This is a genomic window from Cryobacterium sp. TMT4-31, assembly GCF_004403385.1.
Lineage (GTDB): Bacteria > Actinomycetota > Actinomycetes > Actinomycetales > Microbacteriaceae > Cryobacterium > Cryobacterium zongtaii.
Genome location: NZ_SOGI01000010.1, coordinates 76,200 through 98,259, shown reverse-complemented (window position 1 = coordinate 98,259; position 22,060 = coordinate 76,200). Strand labels below are relative to the sequence as shown.

Here is a 22,060-nt window from a genome sequence, read left to right as displayed (position 1 = left end):
AGACCAGCGAATTGAGGCCGGACTAAAGTCGATATTGTCATCACCATGGACGGCATACTGGTGCAGATTCTCATTACAGCTTTCGGAACGTTCTTGGGTGCAGCCCTGGCGCTGATGTCAGCGTCGTGGTTCCGATCCCGCGATGAGCAACGCAATGAGGATTCGATCGTGAATAGCGTGATCATATTCCTGTCAGCACGCCGAGCTTTGGTCGTGTCCGATCCCAGGATTCTCCAGTCCGTGGACACCGCTGACTGGAATGGCGACTACGCGCGAGCGGGCAGGTCCGTAGGTATGATGCGCGACGAGATACTGCGGGCGTCCGCGCTTGTGACTCCATCGAGCAAGTGCAGTGGACCCCTTCAAAGGATGGTGATGAGCTGCAATCTCTACATGGAGAAATCAGCCAACAGGCCCGTCAACTACTGGATAGATTTGAATGAGCTCAGGCTCGCCTTGACCGTAGACGTCCAGCGCCTTCAGGCCGCGAATCCGCGCCTCTCCGATGTCCTCCCCGGGGCTGCAGCTTTCGCAGCTGCTTAGCCGCATAGCTCGCGCAGACGCGGTCTACCAAGATGGTCGAAAATTGCCCCTGGTCTGGGGTCGCGCGCGGCACCGATCGCCCGGGCCGGGCGCACCCGAGTCGATAAGGTCAAGGAAGGCTCGTCAATTGGGGATTGACGGAACTATCGAAGCCCGCCGCGCATTGATTCGTCACCGCGACAGCCCCCGGCATCCCTCGGCAACCCGCTGACGTGATCGCTGACGTCACGCGGCCATTTCGGCTGCCCCGAGAGGACTCAATGCCCGCGTCGAATGAAACCCCGAAACCCGTGGGCACTGATGGCGTGACACCGCCCGGGTGGTACGACGACGGGTCCGGCAAGCAGCGCTGGTGGGACGGCGCACTGTGGACCGAGCACCTCGCGCCCGTTCCCAGCGGCCAGAAGGCTGGGCGACAGTTCGGCTGGTTCAAGCCGACTCGGAGCACCTGGATCGTTGGCGGTGTCCTCGTTCTGCTGCTGTGGTCAGCGGCCACTACGGGCGGATTCCCGGGCGTCCTCGCCGTCCTCGGCAGTGTCGGCTTCTTCACCGCACTGTACGTGGTCATCACCGGCCGGCGCTCGTGGGCATCGATTCCGACGCGCAAGATCGCGGCGATCACCCTGGGCGCCAGCCTCATCGCGGGCCTGCTCGGCGGAGCCACCGGCGCTGCTCTCGATGAGCCTGACTTGGTGAGCGCCGAGTCGACACCGACAGCCAGCACGACGCCGACCGCCGCTCCCAGCAGAAAGCCCACCCCCACCCCGACGCCCGCCCCATCTTTCACCGCTGAGTCGGCCGACGCGCCTGCATCAGCGGTGGCGCCCGATGAGGGTGCTTCGGTCGTTGTCGCAGACACTGGCGTGACGAACACGACAGCACTCACGCTGCTGGCCACCGTGGCGGTCAAGGGCAAGGCCGCGAAAACGGGATATGACCGCAAAGTGCAGTTCGGTGCGGCCTGGCTCGACGTGGACCGCAATGGCTGCGACACCCGAAACGACATCCTTACCCGAGACCTCACCGAGATCAAGAAGTCGGGGGTGTGCAAGGTGGTCACGGGGACTTTGACCTCCCCGTTCACCGCCGGCAAGATCGCCTTCGTGCGTGGCCAGGACACCTCTTCGCTCGTGCAGATCGACCACGTTGTCGCGCTCTCCAATGCGTGGCAGACCGGCGCACAACTGCTGACCCAGGCCCAGCGTGTGTCCCTGGCCAACGACCCGATCAATCTGCTCGCCGTTGACGGCCGTTCCAACGCCCAGAAGGGTGATGGCGACACCGCCACCTGGCTGCCGTCGAACAAGTCGTTCCGCTGCAGCTACGTCGCCCGCCAGGTGTCGGTGAAAGCCACCTATGGCCTGTGGGTCACCCAGGCCGAGCACGACGTGATGGCGAAGGTTCTCAGCACTTGCACCGGCGAAATGGCGGTCACGTCGTCCTTCGCGCCGGTGCCGGCACCGGCGCCGGTTGTGGCCCCCGAACCTGCTCCGGAGCCGGAGCCGGAGCCGGTGGTGGAGCCGGATCCTGAACCCGCACCGGTGGAGCCGGCACCCGTAGCGCCGGCGCCGGCGCCAGCACCCGAGGTCTCCTACGCCAATTGTGATGCCGTGCGCGCCGCGGGTGCCGCACCGATCTACGAGGGAACACCGGGCTACAGCACCAAGCTGGACCGGGACAAAGACGGGATCGGCTGCGACACCTAAGCGCCTGGCCGCGGGCATCGCCCGTCATCCCGCCAAGAATAAATGCCTGACCGCCTCTGCGCCCACTCCGTGCTGGAGGCTGAAATGGTGGCCGTCTAGTTTTCGGGCGCACGTGAGTGGCCCCGCAGCGACCAGCGCTGCGGGGTCACTCCTATTGCCATCCGATTTAGTAGCTGCTGGCAGATCCGGCCGGGACGGCGCCGGAGACTAGTGCCGCGCTGCCCGAGACGCCTAGTCGAGTCGCACCGGCGTCAATCATGGCGAGGGCGTCATCGTAACTGCGAACCCCGCCCGACGCCTTCACCTGAGCTCGGTCGCCCACGGTCTGCTTCATCAGGCGCACGGCGTGCACGGTGGCACCGCCGGCGGGGTGGAAGCCGGTGGAGGTCTTGACGAAGTCGGCGCCGGCGGCCACGGCGGCCTCGCAGACGGCGACGATCTCGGCATCCGTCAGCGCCGCGGATTCGATGATCACCTTGAGCACCTTCGGGGCCGGGACGCTGGCGCGCACCGCCGCGATGTCGGCCTGCACGTCGGCGAAACGGCCGGCCTTGGCGGCGCCGATGTCGATGACCATGTCGATCTCGTCGGCGCCCTGGGCGACGGCGAGGGCGGCCTCGGCGGCCTTGATGCTGCTGTGGTGCTTGCCGCTGGGGAAGCCGCAGACGACGGCGACCTTGAGGTCGGCGCCGGCGGGGATGGTTAGCGGCAGCATCGAGGGGGAGACGCAGACCGAGTAGGTGCCCAGCTCTATGGCCTCGGCGATGAGGGCGGTCACATCGGCGGCGGTAGCCTCGGGCTTGAGTAGGGTGTGGTCGATCATGCGGGCCACCGCGGCGGCGTCGGGGGAGAGGAAAGTCATGGGGTGCGTCCTTAGTTGGTGACGAGTTCGGGGGTGCCGTGTGCTGTGGCGGGGTCGCCGGCCGCGGTGGTGAGGGTGGTGTGCGCGGCGGCGATGACCGCGTCGAGGTGGATGCCGCGCAGGCGGAGCACCTCGGGGCCGCTGCCCGATTCGCCGAACTGCTCGACCGAGACCACGCGGCCGTCCAGGCCCACCCAGCGGTACCAGGCGTCGCCGCGACCGGCCTCCACGGCAACCCGGGCGCGGAGGGCTGCGGGCAGCACCGACTCGCGGTAGTCGGCGCTCTGCTCGGCGAACCACTCGACACAGGGCATCGAGACCACCCGAGCGTTGACGCCCTGCTCGGCGAGCTGGGTGGCGGCGTCGATGGCCAGGTGCACCTCGCTGCCGGTGGCCAGGATCGCCAGGTCGGCTCCGTCGCCGTGGTGCCATCGCACGTAGCCGCCGGCGGTCACCCCGGCGACCGTGGTGTCGGTGCTCGCCAGCACTGGCAGGTCTTGCCGGCTGAGAATCAGCGCGACCGGGCGGTCGGAGGAGGCGAGGATGCGGCGCCAGGCGGCGACGACCTCCACGGAGTCGGCGGGGCGCACCACGTCAAGCCCGGGGACTGTGCGCAGCGACGCGATCTGCTCCACCGGCTGGTGGGTGGGGCCGTCTTCGCCCACGGCGACGGAGTCGTGGGTGTACACGTACACCGCGCCGAGCCCCATCAGGGCGGCCAGGCGGATGCTCGGGCGCATGTAGTCGCTGAACACCAGGTAGGTGGAGGCGAACGGGCGCCACGGGCCCTGCAGGGCGATGCCGCTGAGGATGGCGGCCATGGCGTGCTCGCGGATGCCGAACCTGATGAACTCACCGGCCGGGTTGGCGGCGGAGAACCTGTCGCCGTCCACCTCTACGGTGGTGGAGCCGGCCAGGTCGGCCGAGCCGCCCCAGAGCGGGGCCTGACCCTGCAGGGCGCGGAGCACGGCGCCGTTGGTCTTGCGGGTGGCGATGGTGTCGCCGGGCTCGCCCAGCTTCACCGTGTCGAGGGCGGCGGTGGAGAATTCGCCGCCGCGGAAGGCCTGCCAACGCGCCGCGGCCTCGGGCTCCCGGGTGGCCCAGGCGGCGAGGTCGGCCTCCCAGGCGGTGTGCATCCGCTCGCCGCGGGCCAGCGCGCGGCGGGTGTGCTCGAGTGTCTCGGGAGCGACGAGGTCGTGCAGGGGAGCGTCGGGGGCGAAGCCCAGCGAAGTTTTCACGAGGGCGAGCTCGTCGGTGCCGAAGCCGCCGGAGTGCGCGGCGGATGTGCCGCCGAACTTGGCCGACGGGGCGCCGATCACGGTGCGGAGGGCCACCAGGGTTGGCTTGCCGGTTCGCTCGGCGGCCTCGCGCAGGGTGGCCTCGAGGGCGTCGAGGTCGTTGGGGGTGTCGATCTCGAGCACCCGCCATCCGTAGGCCCGGTAGCGGGCGCGCACGTCTTCGGCGAAGGTCGCGTCGGTGTTGGAGTCGATGGTGATGCCGTTGTCGTCCCAGATCAGCACCAGGTTGTCGAGGCCCAAAGTGCCGGCCAGGCTCGACGCCTCACCGGAGACGCCCTCCTGCAAGCAGCCGTCGCCGGCGAGCACCCAGGTGGTGTGGTCGAGCAGCGCGGAGCCGGGGGTGAACACGGCGCTCTCGTGCCGGGCGGCCATGGCCATGCCCACGGCGGATGCGACGCCCTGGCCGAGCGGTCCGGTGCTCATCTCCACGCCCACGGTGTGGTGCACCTCGGGGTGGCCCGGGGTCTTTGAGCCCAGCGTGCGGCTCTTGGCGAGGTCGTCGAGGGTGAGCCCGTAGCCGGTGAGGAACAGCTGGGTGTAGAGCAAAAGACTGGCGTGACCGGCGGAAAGAACGAACCGGTCTCGGGCGGGCCAGTCGGCCTGGGCGGGGGAGTGGCGCAGGACCCGGGAGAACAACACGTGGGACACTGGTGCCAATGCCATGGCGGTGCCGCCGTGTCCGTGACCTTTGGCCTGTACCACGTGGGCGGCCAAGGCTTGGGCGCTCGCCACGGCTCGGGCGTCGAGCTCGGTGTGCGTCGTCGTTGACGGGGATTTCTTCGTTTCGGTAGCCATGCGAGACACTTTGGTATACAAATGTACTTAAGTCAACAAGGGGTTTGGCTGCCGTGTCAGCGCGCAGTCCGGTTCTTCGGAAGGAACGGGAATTCGATGGCGCACACTCTCTCCACCGGTTCGGGTGTGGTGCTGGGCTTGATCCGCTCCGGCCGGGCCACCACCCGCAGCGACCTGATCGACCAGCTCGGCTGGTCGCGCATCACCCTGGCCCGGCGGCTCGACGAGTTGTTGCTCGCCGAGATCGTGGTGAGCGTGGGGCAGCTCGATTCCCGCGGCGGCCGCCCGCCGGAGGAGTTCGCGGTGAACCCGAACGCCGGGCTGCTGCTGGCCGTGGACATCGGCGGCTCGCACACCCGACTGGCCATCACCGACCTGGTCTCCACCATCCTCAGCGAGGACGAGGCCGACATCGGGCTGAGCGAAGGCCCGGCGGAGATCTTCGAGTGGGCCGGCCAGGTTTTCGACCACATGCTCGACAGGCTCGGCAAGACCCGCGCCGACGTGGTGGGTATCGGCGTGGGCGTGCCCGGCCCGGTCGACTTCGTCACCGGCAGGCTCGCCACCCCGCAGGTCTACGCCCAGTGGGAGGGCGTGCTGGTGAAGGATTACTTCGCCGGCCGCTACGAACACGCCGTCTTCGCGGTAGACCGCGACGTGAACATCATGGCGCTCGCCGAGGTGCGGCGCGCGTGGAGCTCCTACCGTGACGTGGCGGTGCTCAAGGCCGGCATCGGCGTGGGGCTCGCGTTTGTGCTCGACGGCTCGATTTACCACGGCTCGCGCGGGGGTGCCGGCGACCTCAGTGCGGTGGGCGCCGGCGGCGCACGGATGCAGCGCCTCGAGACGATCGCCAGCGGCGCGGTGATGCGCCAAGAGCTGCTGGCCCAGGGCCGGAGCGTGCGCACCAGCAATGACATCGTGGGCCTCGCGCTGGCCGGCGACGCCGAGGTGCTGCGGCTGCTCGGCGAGACCGGCACCGCCATCGGGCGGAGCCTGGCCCACGTGGTGGGGCTACTCAACCCGCAAGCCGTGGTGATCGGCGGCAACCTGGCCCAGGCCGGTGAGCCGTTCCTCGGTCCCATCCGGGAGGCCATCTTCGCCGGTGCCCGGGACTTCGCTCTGCAGGGCCTGGTGGTGGAGAAAACCCGGCTTGGACACATCGCCGGGGTCACCGGGGCCTCCCTCATCGCGCAGGACGCCCTCTTCGAAGCCGACCGCATCAGCCGGCTCACCCGCGCCGGCGGCAGCGGCGTGTCGCTCCGCGCGTAGGCGCCGACTCCCGAGGGCTAGGGACGGCATCTGAATAAACTTTGGTGCACTTGTAGACAAAAGGTCGCCTAGGCTTATACAGTCTTCCCAGTCGCTCTCGCAGGTTGAGACGGCTCGCACCCAACAAAGGAGTTCACCCGTGGCATTCAACCTCGCCGAAGCGCTGTCGTCGATTCAGACCCAGGCGGATGCCTCTGACTGGCGCGACGCGATTCGTCTGGCGGGCGCGGGTCTGGTCTCCGGTGGTGCCACCACGGCTGCCTACACCGACGAGATGATCGACGCCGTCGAGAAGCACGGCCCCTACATCGTCATCGCCCCGGGCATCGCCCTGGCGCACTCCCGGCCGTCGCCCGCGGTGCTCATCGGTGGACTCAGCTGGGTGAGCCTGGCCACCCCGGTGGAATTCGGCAACAAGGCCAACGACCCCGTCACCGTCGTGATTGGCCTGGCCGCCGTGGACCACGACGCTCACCTGCAGGTGATGCGCGCCCTGGCCGGGGTGCTCTCCGACAGCGCGGCCATGGAACGGTTGCGCACCGCCACCTCCTCCGACGAGGTGCGCGCCGTGCTCGGCGAACTCGCCGCCGCTGCTGCGTAACGCGGCCCCCACGCATCCCCTTTTCACTCTCTCGTCTCACCCAATCGAAAGGCACCCCATGAAGATCGTCGCCGTCTGTGGAATGGGCATTGGAACGTCAGTGCTCCTGAAAATGAACGCCGAGAAGGTTCTCGCCAAGCTCGGCATCGATGCGGATGTTGAGGCCGCCGACATGGGTGTGGCTCGCGGCGCCGCGCAGACGGCCGAGATCGTGCTCACCTCGGAGGAGCTGGCCGAAGAACTCGGCGATGTGCCCGCCGAGGTCATCATCATCAAGAACTTCTTCGATCTCGAGGAGATCACCGAGAAGCTCACCGCCGCCGTCGAGTAACCCCCTTCACCTTCCCTTCTCACAGAATATGGAGCTCCCACAATGGAGTGGCTCGTCGTCGTACTGAACTTCATCGGACAGCAGATCCTCAACGTGCCTGCGTACCTGATCGGCATCATCACCGCCATCGGGCTCATGGCGCTCAAGCGCAACTCCGGGCAGGTGATCGGCGGCGCGCTCAAGGCGGCCCTCGGCTTCCTGATCCTCGGTGCCGGCGCCAACGTCGTGGTGGGCTCCCTCGACCCGCTGGGCACACTGATCCTCGCGGTGACCGGCGCCCAGGGCGTCATCCCCACCAACGAGGTCATCACCGCGATCGCGCAGGACGAGTTCGGTGCGCAGAGCGCCTACGTGCTCACCCTCGGGTTCCTGGTGATGCTGGTCCTGGCCCGGTTCACTCCTCTTAAATACGTGTTCCTCACCGGGCACCACATGGTCTTCATGGCCACCATGCTCACCGTGGTGCTCTCCGTCGGCTTCGGCAACGGGGCCAGCTGGCTCGTCGTTCTCATCGGTGCGCTGCTGCTCGGCGTGATCATGGTGGTCATGCCCGCGTTCGTGCACCCGTGGACCAAGAAGATCACCGGCAACGACACCATCGCCATCGGCCACTTCGGCACCCTGGGCTACATCGCCGCCGGTGCCGCCGGTCAGGCCGTGGGCCGTCGCAGCAAGTCCACCGAAGACATCAAGTTCCCGCAGGGCCTCAAGTTCCTGCGCGACTCGATGGTCGCCACCTCGCTGTCGATGGTGCTCATCTACATGGTCTTCGCCATCTGGGGCCTCATCGCCCTGCCGCTGCAGGAAGCGCTGGACATCTTCGGCTCCGCCGACGCGGGCGCGTTTATCATGGCCGCCTTCGCGCAGGCCCTGCAGTTCGGTGTCGGCGTCGCGATCATCCTCTACGGTGTGCGCACCGTCTTGGGTGAACTGGTTCCCGCGTTCCAGGGCATCGCCGAGAAGGTCGTGCCCGGGGCACGTCCGGCGCTCGACATCCCGATCGTGTTCCCGTTCGGCGCCAACGCCGTGCTGATCGGCTTCCTGAGCTCCTTCGCGGGTGGCCTCATCGCCCTCGGTGTGCTGGCCATCTGGCTCAACCCGGTCTTCGGGCTCGCGCTGATTCTGCCCGGCATGGTGCCGCACTTCTTCACCGGTGGTGGAGCCGGTGTCTACGGCAACGCGACCGGCGGACGCCTGGGCGCGATGATCGGTGGTTTCGTTAACGGCGTGATCATCACCATCCTGCCCGCCGTTCTGTTGCTGGTGCTCGGCGACTTCGGCTTCGCCAACAGCACCTTCGGCGACGCCGACTTCGGCTGGTTCGGCACCCTCGTGGGTGTCAGCGTGGGCGTGGGCGGCGGCCTCGCAGTGATTCTCGCGATCCTCATCGCCGTGGTGCTGGTCAGCGTCGCGATCGTCTACCAGATCCGCGTCGTGGACAAGGGCTGGGTACCCGGGGCCAAGCGTGACGTCTGGATCGCGGAGGAGAAGGCGGCCGAGAAGGCCATGCTCGACGCCGAGAAGGCTCGTCGCAAGGCGGAGAAGGATGCGGCGGCCGAGGCCGTTTAGCTGCTTGAGTTTGTAGTATCGCCAGAGGGCGGCTCCGCGGTGCGGGGTCGCCCTCTGGCGTTGCATCCGTGATGGCCGCCTCAGGCTGGGGCCAGGCGAGCCGGTCGATACCGTGCAGCGCGCGCACAGGGTAGGGTCGATCTCTTCGGCAGGACCGAAGTCCCGAAACCAGGCCGCATGCGCAACTTCACCGTCACGACAACCTTTGATGGAACATGGTGGTTGTTTCTCATTGAGGAACTCGGCATTCTCGGGCAGATGCCCCATCGGCAAGACGTGCGCCCGGAGGCGCGCCTGCTCGCCGCGCTTTGGCTAGACGTGCAGCCCAACGCGGTGAACATCGGCCGGGTACGGTACGCGCGGATGCACTGGAGCCGGCTTGACCCTCGCGACCGGTAGTCCCCTTCTATCGACGACTGGTGGCCGCGAGGGCGAGACAGACGTTCCGGCGGCGACCTCGACCCGGCGCGAGGGAACCTTTCCGCTCCCGACAGCGTTGCCCCTGATATGAAAGCCATTGTGTACAGCCAGACCGGTGACCCGTCCGTGCTTCAGCTTGTGGATCGGCCGGTGACCGAACCCGGCGCGGGCGAGGTGCGGGTGCGAATGGTGGTCAGCGGGGTGAACCCCACCGACTGGAAATCGCGTCGCGGCTCGGCAGCAGGCGAGAAGCTGGCATTCGACGATGTCGTGCCCGGCCAGGACGGTGCCGGCATCGTGGACGCGGTCGGCGCCGGCGTGCAGCATGTCGCGGTGGGCGACCGGGTCTGGCTGGCGCTCGCCGCGTACCAGCGGGCGAACAGCGGCTCGGCCCAGGAATACGCCGTGCTCCCCGCGGAACGCGTCTTCGGGCTGCCGGCGAACGCGAGCTTCGACCAGGGCGCAAGCCTCGGGGTGCCGGCGATCACGGCGCATCGCGCGTTGACGGTGGCCGAAGACGGTCCGCGCCGGCTGCAGCCGGGGGCGCTGGCCGGCGAGGTGGTGCTCGTGGCGGGCGGCGCCGGGGCGGTCGGGCATGCCGCGATCCAGCTGGCCCGGTGGGCCGGGGCATCCGTCATCACCACCGTGAGCTCACCGGAGAAGGCGGCACTGGCCACCGCCGCCGGCGCTCAGCACGTGCTCACCTACACCGACCCGGACATCGTCGCCCAGATCCGGTCGATCGCACCGGAGGGGGTGGACCTGATCGTGGAGGTCGCACCCGCCCAGAATGCGCGGCTCGACCTGGCCGTCATCCGAAACCGCGGGTCGATCGCGGTCTACGCCAACAACGGCGGCGACCAGATGACCCTCGATGTGCGCCAGCACTTCAGCCTCAATGTGCGCTACCAGTTCGTGCTGCTCTACACGGTAGGGAGGGACGCGATTCGGGCGGCGGCCGAGGACATCACCGCGGCCCTCATCGACGGCGCGCTCGTCGTGGGGGAGGAGGCGGGGCTGCCGCTGCACCGCACCGACCTCGCGCACACGGCGGATGCCCATGCGCTGGTGGAGAGCGGCGTGGTGGGGAAGGTGCTGATCGACGTGGCGGCCGGCCAGTAGGCGAGCGCTCAGGGCAGGAATCCCGCAGGATAGAAGGCATGGCCCACCGTCAACGCACCCCCGCCTCTCCCGATGAACGGGCAGACAAGGCCTGCGCCTCGTGTGGACGGCGCATCGAGTGGCGCGCCAAGTGGGCTGACAACTGGGATGCGGTGAAATACTGCTCGGCCGCGTGCCGCTCGCACGGCGTCAACGCGACCGACCTCCGGCTGGAGGAGACCATCGTGACCCTGCTGAATGCGCGGGCGCAGGATGCCACGATCTGTCCGTCTGACGCGGCGCGAGCCATCGGTGGCGAGGAGTGGCGCGACCTCATGGAGCCGGCCCGAAGAGCCGCCCGGCGGATGGTCGCCCGCGGAGAACTGCAGATCACGCAGGGTGGTTCCGTGGTGGATCCGTCGACCGCGAAGGGGCCGATCCGGTTGCGGCGACCGCGGTAGGGCTCTTCGGAAGCCCCGCTATGGGGGTCTGCCGCTGCCCGAGCTCGTGGCCGACGAGCAATAGATTGGCCGTGCCGCATCCGTTCAGACGCGGTGAACCTGACCCAAAGGACTCCCATGGATACCGCTGCAATCACCGCCTGGACATTCGTCTCCGAGGTTCCGATCCCGGCCGACGTTGAACCCATGCTTGTTCCGGGGGAGAAGGCGGTCGCGGCGTACAAGACGTTCCGGGACAGCGCGGTGTTCACGACCAAGCGTCTTATCGTGCGGGATGCTCAGGGGATCACCGGCAAGAAGGTCGAGATGTACTCGCTGCCGTACTCCAGCGTGAACATGTGGTCGTCGGAGAACGCCGGCTCGCTCGACATGAACGGGGAAATCGAGTTGTGGACGCGCGCCGGTCACATCAAGATCAAGGTGGGCAAGGCCGTCGACGTGCGAGCGCTGGACCGCCTCATCACCCACGCCGTGCTCGGCGCCGAGCTGGCGGTCGTCTAGAAACCGGCGCGGTCGTCGCCGGCACCGGCAATCGGCGTACTATCACCGGCATGACCGGCGTCGCGTCGACCTCCGAGAGCACCGTCACACCGCGTACCTACCTGTTCGCCCTCACCGACGGCGGTGGCACCGTTCCTCCCGAGCTCGGTGTCGCACGCCGGCTGGTCGACCGGGGGCACCGGGTCACCGTGCTCGCGGACGAGTCGCTGGCGGACCAGGTGCGCAGCACCGGCGCGATGTTCGTGCCCTGCCGGTGGAGCCCGGCCGAGGCGTTTCGCGACTATGAGCTGCGCACCCCGACGAGCCTCGCCCGGGGGATCGCCGACTACATGTTCACCGGTCCGGCGCCGGCCCAGGCCCGGGACACGACGGCGGCTCTGGACGCCGTGCGGCCGGACCTGCTGGTCACCTCCTCCTTCGCGCTCGGTGCCATGATCGCCGCCGAGGCCCATGGATGCCCGTTCGATGTGCTGCTCCCCAACTCCTACCCGTTGCCGGCCACGGGCATGCCGCCGTTCGGGTCCGGCCTGTCGCCCGCGCGCGGACCGCTCGGGCGGCTGCGGGATGAGACCATGACCGCCGTGGGCGCCCGGATGATCGACCGGTACGCGCTGGAGAAGATCAACGCGGTGCGGGCCGACTACGGTCTCGGCCCGGTCGCGCACATGTGGGACCAGATCCATCACGCCCGACGTCAGCTTGTGCTCACCTCCCGGGCGTTCGACTTTCCGGCGACGCTGCCGCACAACGCCCGCTATGTGGGGCCGATCCTGGACGATCCGGCCTGGGCGGCCGAGGAGGAATGGACCGCGCCGGCCGGTGACAGTCCGCTGGTCCTGGTCGCGATGTCCTCCACGTTCCAGAATCAGGTGGACTGCCTGCAACGGGTCGTCGACGCGCTCGGCAGCCTGCCCGTGCGGGGCCTGGTGACCACGGGGCCCACGGTTCCCGCCGACGCGCTCCGGGCGCCGGCGAATGTGACGGTGGTGGATTCGGCGCCGCACCGCGAGGTGATGCGCCACGCCAGCCTCGTCGTCACCCACGGTGGCCACGGCACTGTCATCAAGGCGCTCGCGGCGGGACTGCCCCTGGTGATCCTGCACCACGGCCGCGACCAGGCCGACAACGCCGCCCGGGTCACGGCTCGCGGCGCCGGAGTGGCGGTGTCGCGGCGCGCACCGGCACAGCGCATCGCCCGGGGTGTGACCACGGTGCTCGGCACCGACGACTACCGAAAGGCCGCCGAGGCGCTGGGCCAGGCGATCCGACACGACGCCGCCGGCACCACCCTGATCGACGAGCTCGAGACCCTGATACCGGCGCCCGGACGGACCACTCCCTCCGGGTCGTAACCGAGCCGGTGAACGGCCCCGTTGGCGACGCCGTTCGGGCTGTGCGACTTCACAGAAACTCGTTTGTGTGTGAAACTTGACGACTTCTCGTGCCCGCTTGCGGCATCCGAGTGCCCGCAGGCCGGGCATCCGAACAAAAGGAACTCCAATGACGGATCAAACTTTTCAGTTGGCGGCGATTGTGCTGTACTTCGCCGGGATGCTCGCGATCGGCTGGTTTGCCTTTCGGCAAACGAAGGATCTGGACGACTACATGCTCGCCGGCCGCGGCCTGAAGCCCGGCACCGCGGCGCTCAGCGCCGGCGCATCCGACATGTCCGGTTGGCTGCTGCTCGGTCTGCCCGGCGCCATCTACGTGTCCGGTCTGGTGGAGGCGTGGATCGCGATCGGCCTCACCATCGGCGCCTGGCTGAACTGGAAGTTCGTGGCCCCGCGGCTGCGCTCGTACACCCACGTGTCCAACAACTCCATCACCATCCCGAGCTTCTTCGAGAACCGGCTCAAGGACACCTCGCGTCTGCTGCGCGTGGTCTCCGGTGTGATCATCCTGGTGTTCTTCACGTTCTACGTGTCCTCCGGCATGGTCGCCGGCGGGGTGTTCTTCGAGAACTCGTTCGGCTCCACCTTCCTGGCCGGGATGCTCATCGTCGCCGGCGTCACGCTGCTCTACACGCTCTTCGGCGGCTTCCTCGGTGCCACCCTCACCGACGTCGCGCAGGGCCTGCTGATGCTCGCCGCCCTGATCGTGGTCCCGGTGGTGGCCCTCTCCGCCACCGGCGGCATCGGCGCCACCATCGACTCCATCCGCGAGGTCAACCCCGACCTGCTCTCGCTCACCGCCGGCGGATCCGTGCTCGGCGTCATCTCCGCCGCCGCGTGGGGCCTGGGCTACGTCGGCCAACCGCACATCCTCGTGCGGTTCATGGCGCTGCGCAGCCCGCAGGACGCCAAGGCCGGCCGCCGGATCGGCATCGGCTGGATGATCCTCACCGCCCTCGGCGCCCTGGCCACGGCGCTGATCGGCATCGCCTACTTCCAGCAGAACCCCGACGTCACCCTGGACAACCCGGAAACCGTGTTCCTGCTGCTCTCGCAGATCCTGTTCCACCCGTTCGTCGCCGGTCTGGTGCTGGCGGCGGTGCTGGCCGCGATCATGAGCACCATCTCGTCGCAGCTGATCGTCTGCTCCTCGGCGCTGGTCGAGGACCTGTACAAGATCGTGGGCAAAAAGGATGCGACGCCCAAGCAGCTGGTCATGCTCGGCCGTCTGGGGGTGCTGCTGGTGGCCCTCGTCGCCGGGCTGATCGCACTGAACCGGGATTCGACCATCCTGGAACTGGTCGGCTTTGCCTGGGCCGGCTTCGGTGCGGCGTTCGGCCCCGTGGTGCTGCTCTCGCTGTACTGGAAGAAGCTCTCCACCTGGGGTGCCCTGGCGGGCATGGTCACCGGTGCTGTGGTCGTGTTCGTCTGGGGCAACTCCGAGCTGAGCGCCACGATGTATGAGATCGTGCCGGGCTTCCTCGCGAGCCTCCTGGTGACAGTGGTGGTCTCGCTGGCCACCTACAAGCCCTCGATGGAGATTGAGGCGGAGTTCGACGAAGCCGTGGCGCAGGCCCACCACAATTACACGAAGCCGGAAGCTGCTCCGGCCGCCGTCTAGTTCTCGGCACTGCTTTCGTTCGCACCCCGCCCCGACCGATCATGGTCGCGGGCGGGGTGCGTTGTAGCGTGGGCGTGTGACCGAAAAGCAGCCCTACGACCGTGTGCAGAGTTACGACGACTTCGAGGTGCGCCGCTATCCCGGCCATGTGCTGGCCGAAATCGTGGTCGGTGGGCCGTTCGACGAGGCCGGCAACCGGGCCTTCCGTTCTCTGTTCGCCTACATCAGCGGAGAGAACGTCTCCCGCACCAAGGTGGCGATGACGGCGCCGGTGGTGCAGGATGCCGCCGGATCGCGGATTGCTATGACAGCCCCGGTGGTGCAGCAGTCTGTCGCAGCCGAGGATGCCGCGGACGGCGGCTACCGGGTGGCGTTCGTTCTGCCGGCGAGCCTCACCATCGACAGCGCCCCGCGCCCGACCAATCCCGAGGTGCACCTGCGTGCCGTGCCTGAGGCACTCGTGGCCGTCATCCGTTACCGCGGGCGCTGGACGCAGGACAGCTACACGCGGCACCTCGACGAACTGCGGCAGGCCATCTCGGCCGCCGGGCTCACCCCGGTCGGTCAGCCGCGGTTCGCCCGCTACGATCCACCGTTCAAGCCCGCGTTCCTGCGGCGCAACGAGGTGCTGATCAACGTCAACGCATCCTGAGCCGGCCGGCACCTCGAAAAGAGGAAACAGTGACTTTATTAGGATGCAATCGGGCGCAGCATCCTAATTTGCGACCTCTCACCCTTAATCGTTCGTCCCTCGGTCTCAGCGGCCCCGTCAGAAGATGACGAGCAGGATGCCGACCACGAGGCAGATGCCCAGAAGGTGGAGCGTGTTGCGCGCGGTTGAGCGGAAGACCGGTTGCCGCTGCCGCCGCGCGAGAAGTGCCACCGGAACGGCCGCCGCCACCAGCACGATCAGCAGACCGACCGCTCCGACGATGGTGGCGAAGACCCCTTCACCATCGTTCGAATTGGGATCGCCCGGCCACCAGCCGTTGGCGTCGCCGATCGCCTGGAGCCCCAGGCCGAGAACAAGCACCGGCCAGAAGGCGATGGCGACCGCGATCAGGTCGATCAGGATGACCCCGGTGATGAATAGTCGACGGCTGCGTGTCGCTTGGCTGTTGGCGGTCACCAGCTCTGGTCCCGGGGCGCGAAGACGGCGTTGCTCTGCATGGGCTCAGCCTAAGGTGGCCCACCTGAGGGACTGTCGAGGACGTCGGCACGAACCCTAGCGCGGCGGCGATCGTGCCGGGGGTCAGGTGGGCTGGGCCGATGCAGATCAACGACGTGGTTGGGCCAACGCGCGAGCTCGGGGACGGTCTGGGCTGGCTCGATGTCGTTGTGCGGGCGAGGCGCCGGTATGCGGGTGGCGCGCCACCCGCATACCGGCGCTGCACCCGCATAGCGCCGCTGGCGCGACATCAGGGCAGCCGCGGGCAGCCACGGGCAGCCGCGGTGGATCAGGTGTCGGTCGTCTGCGCCGGCTGCCGCTCCATCTGGCGCCAGGCGCCACCGGTGAGCGGGCTCAGCGTGACGAGAGTGTAGGCGACGGCGATGATGCCGAAGGATGCCGCGAGGCCGATGGTGTCGGCGGCGATACCGCCGAGCAGGGCACCGAACGGCACCCCCGCCCAGGCGCCGGCGTTGATCATGCCGAACACCCGGCCGCGCATGTGCGGGGGAACACGTTCGAGCTCCACCGTGCCCAGGATCGGGTTGATCGCCCCGGCGGCCAGGCCGGACAGGGCGGTCATGGCGAGGAGCACGGGCAGTGGAGCGCCGAGGGCGAAGGCTGCGCTCGAGGGCCCGCCGGCCAGGGCGAAGCACGCCGCAAACGTCAGCCGGCGAGGAACGCGGTGGGCGACGAAACCGAAGACGACGTTGCCGACCAGGGCGCATCCGCCCATGACCGCCACCAGCAGACCCAGCACGGCCGCGCCGCCCAGGCGATCGTTCGCGTAGAGGGGCAGCAGGGTCGCACCGCGGGCCGCGTCGAACAGGTTCGTGATGAGAACCAGGCCCACAATCAGCCGCATCAGCGGGTCGTGCATGACAAACCGGAATCCCTCGGCGAGGTCGGCCCAGTAGCTGGTTCGGGGCGCGTCGGAGCGGTCGACGGCCGCGGGCTTGAGGGAGTCGGCAGGCAGAACGGCCACGAACGCCCAGGTGAGCAGCGCCGAGACCGCGAAGGTGGCGGCGTTGACGAACAGGGCCGCCATCGGCCCCACCAGCGCGACGAGCAGTCCGGCGATGGAGGCGCCGATCAGCCTCGCGAAGCGTTCCGAGCCGTCGAGCAGGCCGACGCTCTGCTCGAGGCGTACTCCTGCCCGGGCGGTCAGGCTCGGCAACATCACCCGCCGGGCGGTCTGCCCGGGGGTGTCCAGCAGGCCGCCGGCGAACACCAATAAGAGGAGTGCCCAGAACGGCAGGCCGACGGTGAGGGCGAGCACCGGGATGGTCAGCACGGTCGCTCCGCTGACCAGGTCGGCGACGATGGCCGCGCGGCGGTGGCCGACCCTGTCGACGACGACCCCTCCGAGCGCGCCGCCGATCACCACTGGGGCGGTGGCGAAGAACGCGGCGACGCCCACCTCGACCCCGGAGCCGCCGAGGCCGAGCACGTAAAAGGGGATGGCGAACGCGGTCACGACGTTGCCCGTTTGGGAGATGGCGTGCGCGGTGAGCAGCGCGGTGAGGGAACCGGTGGCGCGGCGGTCGCGGGGGCGCGCCTCCGTGGTGGGTGTGGTCATCGGTGGGCCGGTCAGGGTCGGCGGTAGGCCTGGTAGACCAGCACCACGGGTTCGGCGCCGTCGCTTCCGGCGGGGTCGTGGGCGGCCCCGGTCTCGACCCAGCGGTCCACGAGCGCCTCGAGTTCGGCGCGCATGGCGGTGAGCTCCTCGACGGTCAGGCGCAGGCTGCGGTCACCGCTGGCGGCGGCGCCGACCCAGTCGCGGGGGAGGTTCGGTGTTGCGTCGATGTAGTCGGTGTACCGGGCGGCGTAGGCCTGGGCAATCGACTTCTGCAGGCTCGCCGAGGCGGCGAGCTGGTCGGGATCGTCGAGCAGATCGGCGGGCTCCCAGCTGGTGAGCGCGGTGGTGGCCTGCCACCAGTGTTCGCGCTGGTCGCTGCTCTGCGCCTCGGCGGGCTCGATCAACGCGATGGAGGCCAGCTTGCCGAGGTGGTAACTGATGGTGCCCGGGGCCTCGTCCACGATGTCGCCGAGCTGCGCCGCGGTCTGCGGTCCGAGTTCGCGCAGCAGTCCCAGCAGACGCAGGCGGGTCGGATGCGCGAGCACCCGCATCGAGGCGGCCGACGTGAGCGTGGTTCGGCGGGTATCGCGGGGAGTCATGCCCCGACGATATAAGAACAACGATCATTGCGCAACACTCGTTGTGCATTCTCGGCAGGGTGAGAGGTATCGGTGGGGGCGCTGCGGTGCCGGACGCGCATCCCGAAGTCTGCGGGTCAAGCGCCGTTATGCGGGTGGCACGCCACCCGCATAACGGCGTATGACCCGCATGCCTTGGCTGGCGCATGACTCTGGCGCGGCCGCGGGGGAGTCGGGCCCAAAAGGACAGCCTGGGGGAGCGTCTAGTGGTGCAGCGCCTTGTCGATCTTCTTCGCGTTGTGTGTGGCCAGCTTCTGCAGGTGGGCGCGACCCTTCTTGGCCTCCGGCCCGTTCCAGACTTTCCGGGCCCACGCTCCACCCGCTCGTATCGACCCCGGCCGGCCTTGGTGCCGAGGCGTAACTGACGAGGTGGAGGGCGGACGGACCTGTGGAGAGAACTGAGGATAACTCTTGACGCGGCAGAACTTAACCGGTTTAGTTGACGAATGACGTACAACGATGTTCGATCAAGCTCCTGTTCATCCGCTCACTCACGGCCGGGCCGTTTCGCCCTGGCCGCCACCCTGTCGGTCGCCCTCGTCGGCACCGGCGCCCTGGCCGCCGTGCCAGCGTCGGCGGCCACCGCCACTAGCGGCACCACCACAAAAAGCACTCCGGCGGCTCTCCCGGCCGCCGAAGCATCCGCCCCGCTCACCAACCTCAGCCACCTCAACTTCCTGCTCGCCGAGGTGCCCCTGCCGGTGATCGCCGGGCACACCACCTACCAGGCCGCGGAGACCCCGGTGGTCGAGGCACCCTGGACCTATGCCGACAAGAACGACGACGGCAGTTACAGCCCGATCGGCGGCGGTGTCCTCGACCCGGCCACCGGCTACTACAGCCAGGGCGCGTTCAACGCCGACGACACCTCCCGCGCTGCCGTGGTGTACCTGCGGCATTGGCAACAGACCGGCGACACGACGAGCCGGGACCACGCCTTCCAGACCCTGCGCTCGCTCACCTACTTGCAGACCACCGAGGGACCCAACGCCGGCAACGTGGTGCTCTGGCAGCAGGTGGACGGCACCCTGAACCCCAGCGCCAAGCCCGTCGAGCTGCCCGACCCGAGCGACTCGGACGAGTCCTACTGGCTGGCCCGCACGGTGTGGGCGCTCGGCGAGGGCTACGCCGCGTTCGCCGACGATGACCCGGAGTTCGCCGCGTTCCTCGAGGAGCGGCTCAACCTCAGCCTGGCCGCGCTCAACGCCGGGTCGCTCGGCGACTACCCCAGCTACGACGTCGCCGACGGCGACCCGGTGCCGGCCTGGCTGATCGCCGACGGCGCGGATGCGTCGGCCGAGGCCGTGCTCGGCCTCGCCGCCTACCTGCAGGCCGAGCCCGCCGGCCCCACCGTGGCCGTGGCCGAAACCGCGCTCAGCCAGCTGAGCGAGGGCATCGCGGCGATGTCGACGGATGAGGGCGCCAGCGGCGACTGGCCGTTCGGCGCGATCATGCCGTGGACGAAGTCGCCCAGCCTGTGGCACGCCTGGGGCGGGCTGGCCCCGGCGGCCGTGGCGACGGCATCCCGGGTGCTCGACGACCCGACCCTGCTCGCGGCCGCGGTTCAGGACACCGCACAGTTCACCCCGCAGCTGCTCGCCGCGGGCGGACCTGACAACGCCTGGTCGCCGACCCCCGGCGAGGCGCAGATCGCCTACGGCGTCGATTCCCGGCTGCAGAGCCTGGTGGCCACCGCTGAGGCCGCCGATGCCCCCGGGCTGCTGAACCTCGCCGCGATCACCGCCGGCTGGTACTTCGGCGCGAACCCCAGTGGCCTGCCGGCGTACGACCCGGCCACTGGCACCGCCATCGACGGCATCGAGCCGGACGGCGGGGTGAACCCCAACTCCGGCGCCGAGTCGACCATCCACGCGCTGTTCTCGATGCTCACCCTGGACGCCAACCCCGACCTCAAGGCCGCGGCCCTGGGAATCACCGCCACGGTGGCCACCGACGGGCTCAGTGTGGTGGAGGCCGAGTCCGGGACGATCACCGGCGGCACCGTGACCACCCCGGCCTCGGCCTGGACCGGTGAGGCCAACTGGTCCGGCGGCGCCTACGTGGACCTGGCGGCGGGCGGCACCCTGCGCATCACCGTCCCGACCGACGACCAGGCGCGCCGGGTGCACCCGATCGTGAACCAGGTCGTCGACCCCGCTGGCACGACCACGTGGACCGTCGGCAGCAAGCGGCCGGGCAAGGGCAAGGCCCCGCTGTTGGGCAGCACAGCCAACGGCGGCGCCGGCGAGCAAGGCGTCACCGAGGCGCCCGGCCAGCTACTGCCGCTGCCCCTGGCCAACACCCTGCCGGGCAAGGCCAGCGAGGTCGTCGGCACGACGGATGCTTCGGTGCAGCTGGACGCGCTGCTGATCCAGCCGCTGATCTCCACGGTCGCGGTGACCGGGCCGGACGGCTACTCGACGCTGTTCGTGAGCGCCGACGTCGCTGACACGAAGCGCCGCATCGACGTGCCGCGCGGGCAGCAGCTGGTGCAGCAGGCCTTCGACGCCGCCGGCCAGCCGATCCCCGACGCGCACAAGGGCAAGGGCGACAAGCGCGGCGGCACGGTGTTCATCGCCGCCGGCGGGTTCACCCAGGTGTGGTTCGAGGCTCGATGACTCGCGAATTCGACACCACGGATGCCGCGGAGCGCCATAGCCGATGCCGCCCGCGTCAGCCGACCCACGGTATTCGGAGTTCCGCCTCCGTAGTATCGTCGGAACAATGACAAACATTGCGGAGTCAGCTGCAGGCACCCCACAGGACGACCATCGGTTCTTTGGTCAGCCTCGGGCGCTGGCCAGCATTTTCGGTGTCGAGATGTGGGAACGCTTCTCGTTCTACGGGATGCAGGGCATCCTGCTGCTCTATTTGTACTACTCGGCGGCGGAGGGCGGCCTCGATATCCCGCAGGCCACGGCCGCGGGCATCGTCGGGGCGTACGGCGGAGCGGTTTACCTCTCCACCATCCTGGGCGCCTGGATCGCCGACCGGCTGGCCGGCTCCGAACGGGTGCTCTACGTCAGTGCGGTCGTCATCATGGTCGGGCACATCGCCCTGGCCCTGATCCCGGGCGTCGCCGGAGTCATCGTCGGCCTGATCCTGATCGCGCTCGGCAGCGGTGGTCTCAAGGCCAACGCGACCTCCGTGGTCGGCACGCTGTACCGCAAGGACGATCCCCGCCGCGACGCCGGTTTCTCCCTGTTCTACCTCGGCATCAACCTGGGCGCGTTCTTCGGCCCGATCCTCACCGGACTGCTGCAGTCAACCATCGGCTTCCACTACGGATTCGGTCTGGCCGCCGTGGGAATGGCGATCGGTCTGACCCAGTACTCGTTCGGGCGCAAGCGCCTGCCCGACTCCTCCCGCGAGGTGCCCGACCCGTTGCCGCGCAGCAAGTACCTGCCGTACGCGATGATCGCGGCCGCGTTCATCGTGCTCATCGTGGTGCTGGTGCTCATGGGGATCATCACCGCCTCGAACCTGGTGACCATCGTCATCGGCGTGACGATCGTCGCATCCGTGTCGTACTTCGTCGTGATTCTCACCAACCGGAACATCACCACGGTGGAACGGAAGCGCGTGTACGCGTTCATCCCGCTGTTCGTGGCGAGTGTGGCGTTCTGGTCGCTCTACCAGCAGCAGTTCACCGTCGTGACGCTCTACTCGGACCTGCGGCTAGACCGCGTGTTCTTCGGCTGGGAGATGCCGGTGTCGTGGGTGCAGTCGATCAACCCGGTCTTCATCATCGTGCTGTCGGGTGTGTTCGCTGCGCTGTGGACCAAGTGGGGCTCGAAGCAGCCGTCCACGCCGGTGAAATTCGCCTTCGGCACCGCGATCATGGGCGTGGGGTTCCTTTTCTTCCTGCCGTTCGCCGGGGGCGCGGCCAACTCGACCCCGTTGCTGGCAATGGTCGGCATCCTGCTGGTCTTCACCGTCGCGGAACTGCTGCTCTCACCCGTCGGGCTGTCCGTCTCCACGAAGCTCGCGCCCGAACTGTTCAAAACCCAGATGGTCGCGCTGTTCTTCCTGTCGGTCGCCCTCGGCACCGCCATCTCCGGTCTGCTGGCCGAGTGGTACGCGGTGGCCCCCGAACACCTGTACTTCGGGGTGCTCGGTGGCATCGCCATTGTGCTCGGGATTATCCTGGCGCTGTTCGCCCGGCCGATCCTGCGGCTGATGGGCGGGGTGCGCTAACCGACC

General features: G+C 68.6%; 20 protein-coding genes. 15 read left to right on the top strand and 5 right to left on the bottom strand.

Annotation, left to right across the window (positions count from 1 at the left end):
• The first annotated feature begins 45 nt into the window (after window positions 1–45).
• Entirely contained in the window at window positions 46–543 is a 498-nt protein-coding gene (locus E3T19_RS02430; RefSeq protein ID WP_134408015.1) for a hypothetical protein, read from the top strand.
• Window positions 544–848: 305 nt separating this feature from the next.
• Complete coding sequence (locus tag E3T19_RS02425) at window positions 849–2,249, top strand: DUF1524 domain-containing protein (protein WP_241979951.1); 1,401 nt, start codon at window positions 849–851, stop codon at window positions 2,247–2,249.
• A gap of 166 nt (window positions 2,250–2,415) precedes the next feature.
• Here the strand turns inward: E3T19_RS02425 and deoC are convergent, their stop codons facing one another.
• Window positions 2,416–3,111: a deoxyribose-phosphate aldolase gene (gene deoC / locus E3T19_RS02420; RefSeq protein ID WP_134408013.1), complete on the bottom strand. Its 696-nt coding sequence runs from the start codon at window positions 3,109–3,111 to the stop codon at window positions 2,416–2,418.
• Window positions 3,112–3,122: 11 nt separating this feature from the next.
• Window positions 3,123–5,204, bottom strand: coding sequence for a transketolase (tkt, locus tag E3T19_RS02415; protein ID WP_134408012.1), 2,082 nt, complete (start codon window positions 5,202–5,204; stop codon window positions 3,123–3,125).
• Window positions 5,205–5,300: 96 nt separating this feature from the next.
• Between tkt and E3T19_RS02410 the strand changes: the two genes are divergently transcribed.
• The 11 genes from E3T19_RS02410 to E3T19_RS02360 all read left to right on the top strand — a co-directional run bounded on the left by E3T19_RS02410 (window position 5,301) and on the right by E3T19_RS02360 (window position 15,124).
• Entirely contained in the window at window positions 5,301–6,476 is a 1,176-nt protein-coding gene (locus tag E3T19_RS02410) for an ROK family protein (RefSeq protein ID WP_103461722.1), read from the top strand.
• Window positions 6,477–6,615: 139 nt separating this feature from the next.
• Complete coding sequence (locus E3T19_RS02405; RefSeq protein ID WP_134408011.1) at window positions 6,616–7,077, top strand: PTS sugar transporter subunit IIA; 462 nt, start codon at window positions 6,616–6,618, stop codon at window positions 7,075–7,077.
• A gap of 58 nt (window positions 7,078–7,135) precedes the next feature.
• A complete protein-coding gene (locus E3T19_RS02400; RefSeq protein WP_088456877.1) occupies window positions 7,136–7,408 on the top strand; it encodes a PTS sugar transporter subunit IIB in 273 nt (90 codons plus the stop codon).
• A gap of 42 nt (window positions 7,409–7,450) precedes the next feature.
• The gene (locus E3T19_RS02395) at window positions 7,451–8,977 is read left to right on the top strand and encodes a PTS ascorbate transporter subunit IIC (protein ID WP_134408010.1); all 1,527 of its coding nucleotides are present in this window, start codon (window positions 7,451–7,453) and stop codon (window positions 8,975–8,977) included.
• A gap of 177 nt (window positions 8,978–9,154) precedes the next feature.
• Complete coding sequence (locus tag E3T19_RS02390; RefSeq protein ID WP_088456875.1) at window positions 9,155–9,376, top strand: hypothetical protein; 222 nt, start codon at window positions 9,155–9,157, stop codon at window positions 9,374–9,376.
• 108 nt (window positions 9,377–9,484) lie between these two features.
• Window positions 9,485–10,519 (top strand): NADPH:quinone reductase, encoded by a 1,035-nt coding sequence (locus E3T19_RS02385; protein WP_134408009.1) that lies wholly within the window; start codon window positions 9,485–9,487, stop codon window positions 10,517–10,519.
• A 38-nt stretch (window positions 10,520–10,557) separates the two neighbouring features.
• The gene (locus tag E3T19_RS02380) at window positions 10,558–10,959 is read left to right on the top strand and encodes a DUF2256 and DUF3253 domain-containing protein (protein ID WP_134408008.1); all 402 of its coding nucleotides are present in this window, start codon (window positions 10,558–10,560) and stop codon (window positions 10,957–10,959) included.
• Window positions 10,960–11,076: 117 nt separating this feature from the next.
• The gene (locus E3T19_RS02375) at window positions 11,077–11,460 is read left to right on the top strand and encodes a PH domain-containing protein (protein ID WP_088456872.1); all 384 of its coding nucleotides are present in this window, start codon (window positions 11,077–11,079) and stop codon (window positions 11,458–11,460) included.
• Window positions 11,461–11,510: 50 nt separating this feature from the next.
• Window positions 11,511–12,812, top strand: a complete 1,302-nt coding sequence (locus tag E3T19_RS02370) for a glycosyltransferase (RefSeq protein ID WP_134408007.1) — start codon at window positions 11,511–11,513, stop codon at window positions 12,810–12,812.
• Window positions 12,813–12,960: 148 nt separating this feature from the next.
• Complete coding sequence (gene putP, locus E3T19_RS02365) at window positions 12,961–14,472, top strand: sodium/proline symporter PutP (protein ID WP_103430089.1); 1,512 nt, start codon at window positions 12,961–12,963, stop codon at window positions 14,470–14,472.
• 76 nt (window positions 14,473–14,548) lie between these two features.
• On the top strand, window positions 14,549–15,124 hold the full coding sequence (locus E3T19_RS02360; protein WP_134408006.1) for a heme-binding protein: 576 nt from the start codon (window positions 14,549–14,551) through the stop codon (window positions 15,122–15,124).
• Between the two features lie 117 nt (window positions 15,125–15,241).
• Here the strand turns inward: E3T19_RS02360 and E3T19_RS02355 are convergent, their stop codons facing one another.
• The 3 genes from E3T19_RS02355 to E3T19_RS02345 form a co-directional block, all read right to left on the bottom strand.
• Window positions 15,242–15,601, bottom strand: a complete 360-nt coding sequence (locus E3T19_RS02355) for a hypothetical protein (protein WP_134408005.1) — start codon at window positions 15,599–15,601, stop codon at window positions 15,242–15,244.
• Window positions 15,602–15,929: 328 nt separating this feature from the next.
• Window positions 15,930–17,219 carry an MFS transporter gene (locus E3T19_RS02350; RefSeq protein WP_134408004.1) on the bottom strand — a complete coding sequence of 430 codons (1,290 nt, stop codon included), beginning with the start codon at window positions 17,217–17,219 and terminating at the stop codon, window positions 15,930–15,932.
• Window positions 17,220–17,230: 11 nt separating this feature from the next.
• Complete coding sequence (locus E3T19_RS02345; protein WP_103461706.1) at window positions 17,231–17,818, bottom strand: helix-turn-helix domain-containing protein; 588 nt, start codon at window positions 17,816–17,818, stop codon at window positions 17,231–17,233.
• A gap of 485 nt (window positions 17,819–18,303) precedes the next feature.
• Here E3T19_RS02345 and E3T19_RS02340 point away from each other — a divergent pair, with 485 nt between their 5' ends.
• Window positions 18,304–20,475 carry a hypothetical protein gene (locus E3T19_RS02340; protein WP_134408003.1) on the top strand — a complete coding sequence of 724 codons (2,172 nt, stop codon included), beginning with the start codon at window positions 18,304–18,306 and terminating at the stop codon, window positions 20,473–20,475.
• A gap of 106 nt (window positions 20,476–20,581) precedes the next feature.
• Complete coding sequence (locus tag E3T19_RS02335; RefSeq protein WP_088456864.1) at window positions 20,582–22,054, top strand: peptide MFS transporter; 1,473 nt, start codon at window positions 20,582–20,584, stop codon at window positions 22,052–22,054.
• The last annotated feature ends 6 nt before the right edge of the window (window positions 22,055–22,060 follow it).

Bases quoted from the DNA above. Each gene is read 5' to 3' on its own strand.
- E3T19_RS02430 (WP_134408015.1), top strand. From the start codon at position 46: ATGGACGGCATACTGGTGCAGATTCTCATTACAGCTTTCGGAACGTTC.
- deoC (WP_134408013.1), bottom strand. From the start codon at position 3,111: ATGACTTTCCTCTCCCCCGACGCCGCCGCGGTGGCCCGCATGATCGAC.
- tkt (WP_134408012.1), bottom strand. From the start codon at position 5,204: ATGGCTACCGAAACGAAGAAATCCCCGTCAACGACGACGCACACCGAG.
- E3T19_RS02410 (WP_103461722.1), top strand. From the start codon at position 5,301: ATGGCGCACACTCTCTCCACCGGTTCGGGTGTGGTGCTGGGCTTGATC.
- E3T19_RS02400 (WP_088456877.1), top strand. From the start codon at position 7,136: ATGAAGATCGTCGCCGTCTGTGGAATGGGCATTGGAACGTCAGTGCTC.
- E3T19_RS02395 (WP_134408010.1), top strand. From the start codon at position 7,451: ATGGAGTGGCTCGTCGTCGTACTGAACTTCATCGGACAGCAGATCCTC.
- E3T19_RS02390 (WP_088456875.1), top strand. From the start codon at position 9,155: ATGCGCAACTTCACCGTCACGACAACCTTTGATGGAACATGGTGGTTG.
- E3T19_RS02385 (WP_134408009.1), top strand. From the start codon at position 9,485: ATGAAAGCCATTGTGTACAGCCAGACCGGTGACCCGTCCGTGCTTCAG.
- E3T19_RS02380 (WP_134408008.1), top strand. From the start codon at position 10,558: ATGGCCCACCGTCAACGCACCCCCGCCTCTCCCGATGAACGGGCAGAC.
- E3T19_RS02375 (WP_088456872.1), top strand. From the start codon at position 11,077: ATGGATACCGCTGCAATCACCGCCTGGACATTCGTCTCCGAGGTTCCG.
- E3T19_RS02370 (WP_134408007.1), top strand. From the start codon at position 11,511: ATGACCGGCGTCGCGTCGACCTCCGAGAGCACCGTCACACCGCGTACC.
- putP (WP_103430089.1), top strand. From the start codon at position 12,961: ATGACGGATCAAACTTTTCAGTTGGCGGCGATTGTGCTGTACTTCGCC.
- E3T19_RS02350 (WP_134408004.1), bottom strand. From the start codon at position 17,219: ATGACCACACCCACCACGGAGGCGCGCCCCCGCGACCGCCGCGCCACC.
- E3T19_RS02345 (WP_103461706.1), bottom strand. From the start codon at position 17,818: ATGACTCCCCGCGATACCCGCCGAACCACGCTCACGTCGGCCGCCTCG.
- E3T19_RS02340 (WP_134408003.1), top strand. From the start codon at position 18,304: ATGACGTACAACGATGTTCGATCAAGCTCCTGTTCATCCGCTCACTCA.
- E3T19_RS02335 (WP_088456864.1), top strand. From the start codon at position 20,582: ATGACAAACATTGCGGAGTCAGCTGCAGGCACCCCACAGGACGACCAT.